Source organism: Zooshikella harenae, assembly GCF_018837975.1.
Lineage (GTDB): Bacteria > Pseudomonadota > Gammaproteobacteria > Pseudomonadales > Zooshikellaceae > Zooshikella > Zooshikella harenae.
In genome coordinates this window covers 1-3,130 of record NZ_JAGSOY010000170.1, presented here as the reverse complement: position 1 = coordinate 3,130, position 3,130 = coordinate 1, and the positions used below count along the sequence as shown (strand labels likewise).

Annotated in this window: 4 protein-coding genes; all 4 read right to left on the bottom strand. The window is 33.5% G+C overall.

Translation table 11 applies throughout. From position 1 onward, the window contains the following. On the bottom strand, positions 1 to 1,002 hold a 1,002-nt coding region (locus KCG35_RS24300), incomplete at its 3' end, for an ankyrin repeat domain-containing protein (protein WP_215822442.1). Positions 1,003 to 1,013: 11 nt separating this feature from the next. Beyond that, positions 1,014 to 1,403, bottom strand: a complete 390-nt coding sequence (locus KCG35_RS24295) for a hypothetical protein (protein WP_215822441.1) — start codon at positions 1,401 to 1,403, stop codon at positions 1,014 to 1,016. A 58-nt stretch (positions 1,404 to 1,461) separates the two neighbouring features. Beyond that, positions 1,462 to 2,832 (bottom strand): outer membrane protein assembly factor BamB family protein, encoded by a 1,371-nt coding sequence (locus tag KCG35_RS24290; RefSeq protein WP_215822440.1) that lies wholly within the window; start codon positions 2,830 to 2,832, stop codon positions 1,462 to 1,464. After that, positions 2,829 to 3,130 (bottom strand): hypothetical protein (locus KCG35_RS24285; RefSeq protein WP_215822439.1); only part of this gene is annotated, 302 nt, incomplete at its 5' end. The genes KCG35_RS24290 and KCG35_RS24285, both read right to left, overlap by 4 nt.

Genomic DNA, 3,130 nt, shown 5'->3' with positions numbered 1-3,130 from the left:
TCCTGTTCTTACTGCTTCAAAAAAAATTGTATGCCCTTTATTTGAAATACTGACATCTAACCCTGAATCAACAAACATATCAAACAGAGAATTGATCTCTTTCAAAAATTCACTAATCTCATTCAACTTTAGCATCATATTGAAAATATATGGGTTGCCATATTTATCTTTTCCATTAACATCTGCATCATTATCTATCAATATTTTAGCTGCTTTAAAGTTGCACTCTAACAGTGACCAGCTTAATGCTGTATCTCCCTGAGAGTCTTCATAATTTACATCGATCCCATTTTTTATTAAAAAACTGACCATACGATTATTATCTTCCTTGACTGCAATTATAAGAGCATTAACCTTATTCTCTTCACAATCTACAACATCGATATTTATATCAAAACCTGATCTTATTAAATATTCAACCACATCTATTGAGTCATTCTTAACCGCATGCAATAACCCTGGGTAGTACTCATAACAGACTAAAGGATCAACTCCCTGATTAATTAGCTTTTCTACTGACTTAACGTCATTTTTTTTACATGCAGCAATAAAGTCAATGGTTTCTTTTGATACATCCTCATCAATATCTGGATTAAATTCAAAGATATTTTTTTTACCATTTCGCCAAATGTACTTTATTGCTTCAGGATATCCATTATCAAAGCTTTGCCACTCTGAATTATATGCTTCCATTACAAATTCACTAATTCGATTTTTTACAAAAAAATCGAATAATTTTTCTACCCCCTCTGACAATCCAACCTTCAAGCAAACATAATTACCAGAGAAACTCGCCTCTTTATCAGCCACTACTTCATACTCAAGAAATATGCCTGATAACAAGTCAATCTCCTTGCAGCTAACTTGCAATATTTCTTCACATATGGAAGCAGCAATGACCTTAAAGTTCTCTTTATTTAAATTAGATAGCTCTTCACATATTTTCCTTGAAATATCAAACTCACTATTACTAATTGATAATGTTACGTAAGTTGAAGACATATCTTTTAACCTTAATCCTCTTCAGGTATATAATTTTTCAAAAGTTTAAGTCCATTTTTCTTTATAGCTTCCTTAGGTAGATGAAATGGCTTAACTGTGTCAAACAATTGATACCACCCTAAAACGGTTTCACCGGCCATGACACTTGCCGCGGCTGCTTTTTGACCGGATACCGCAATACGCGTATAGCCACCTTGTGCATTATATTCTGCCCACAGGGGATGGCCATTGTCATCTTTGACCACAGCGCGAGCAAAAACATGCCCCACATGCATGCCTTGTTCAAAACCATCAGGGTTTAATCCATAGACAGGTAACTGTATACAGAAAAAAAATAAAACAATGATGTTGCATACCCAACGGTAATACTGGCTGATACTGCTTTTGTTGTTATTGGTCACTGCTAACGAATATCACTGTAAAATATTAAAAATAATGGACTTGCATGTAGGATATTATCTACTCATTAAACTCCCAGCTAACGTTTATTGGAGCCTTACCATTGCCGGCCGTTATATCCATGGTTTTACAAAACGAATTACAACGCTCAGTTAATGTCGTTAGGCAGTTTGAGTATTCTTTTCCAACAGCAGGATCAATCATTAAAATGATATTCCCATTAAATTTTTTATTTAATGTCTCATCATTCTCCCATAGTTGTCTTCCTCTTAATGCAGCGATTTTTTTTGCCGTAATTTCACCAAATCGTATTACTTCATGAATACTTTCACAGGGAACATTGACATAATAACTTTGAGATCCATCTTCTTCGCCTGCAGTGATAATAGCCATTGGGGGCTTTTCTTCTATTTCTAGGGGCTTTCCTGCCAATACTTCTTCAGAAGTCCAGCTTAACACTCCACATTCAACGCCTGCTAAGGTATCTGGTCCGAATGTTAAACTTAAGTAGTTAACCTGTTTGTGGCTTTTAGGAATATTTCTAAAGTTAATACAAGGATGACTTGGGATTTTGTATCGTTTTATCAATTGCTGACCATCCAAGCTGTAAGCAAGTAACTCATTCGATTGGGCTGCAATTACATAAAGTAAAATATCATCTGTCCATAAAATAGTTTCGTCCTGATCAGGTATATCAGCCATAAATGATAACAATTCTTCACCCGTAAATGGGTCAAGCACAAGCATTTGGTTGCCTACGGCAATGTAATATTTATTATTTAAAATAATTGCACTATCAACTAGTTTAGGGTACGTGTTTTTCCAGACTAATTTACCCGTTTTCTTTTCTAAGCAAACAACTTCCCCTTGATCAGACTGATTGACTCCTGAATTAAATACAAGATAATCTTTCCGTACATCAAAAAGATTTAATTCAACCTTAAAACCTAATTCACCTGCTTTATAAGACCAACTAAGATTACCCTGCCAGTCATAACAGTATATTATTTCACCATCACATGAAATAATAATACTCTCACTTATAAACTCACACATACCATTTTTTGGCATTTCTAATTTAACGCCAGTTTTTGTATTTAAAAAAAGACTCATCCCGCTAGGACAATCACAACAGACAAAACCATTACTAAAATAGTATATACCTTTTATTTCATCTTTTTTTAAACCTTGAATTTGAACATTATCAAAATTCGGGAGATTAATCACACTAACAAAATCATTTTCGCTACCAAACAAAGAAGAAATCATTAGACAGTCGTTTTCAAAAAAAACTATATCACCAACAATTTTATTATACAAATCGGTATTTACACAATTTTTATCGTCAGCAAGTATCCCATCATAAGCTTTATAAAAATCATCATACAAAACCCCAAAACTTACTGCACCAGGATAATTTTTTATTTTCATATCTTCCTCATTAGCTCGTTTACTATTTTTACCAACCTCTGCTTAGTAAATTTTTTAAACTTTATTTTGTCAGTTATATTAAACCTTTTCATTAATTTATTTTGAAGGACTTGGTCATTTTTGATTTTATCTAAAATTTCTTTAACCATCTCAGGTTTCTTTGCTTCCAATGCTAAATCAGCAAATTCCCAGTACCTAACTTGATCCGGTTTTTTGTACAACAAAATCATATCCTTTACAAATTCATCCATGAGCCTGCCAGACGCATAGGTATTATCAAATTCTTTACCTACAAGTG

Excerpts from the sequence above, each read along its gene's own strand:
- KCG35_RS24290 (WP_215822440.1), bottom strand. The coding sequence starts at position 2,832 with ATGAAAATAAAAAATTATCCTGGTGCAGTAAGTTTTGGGGTTTTGTAT.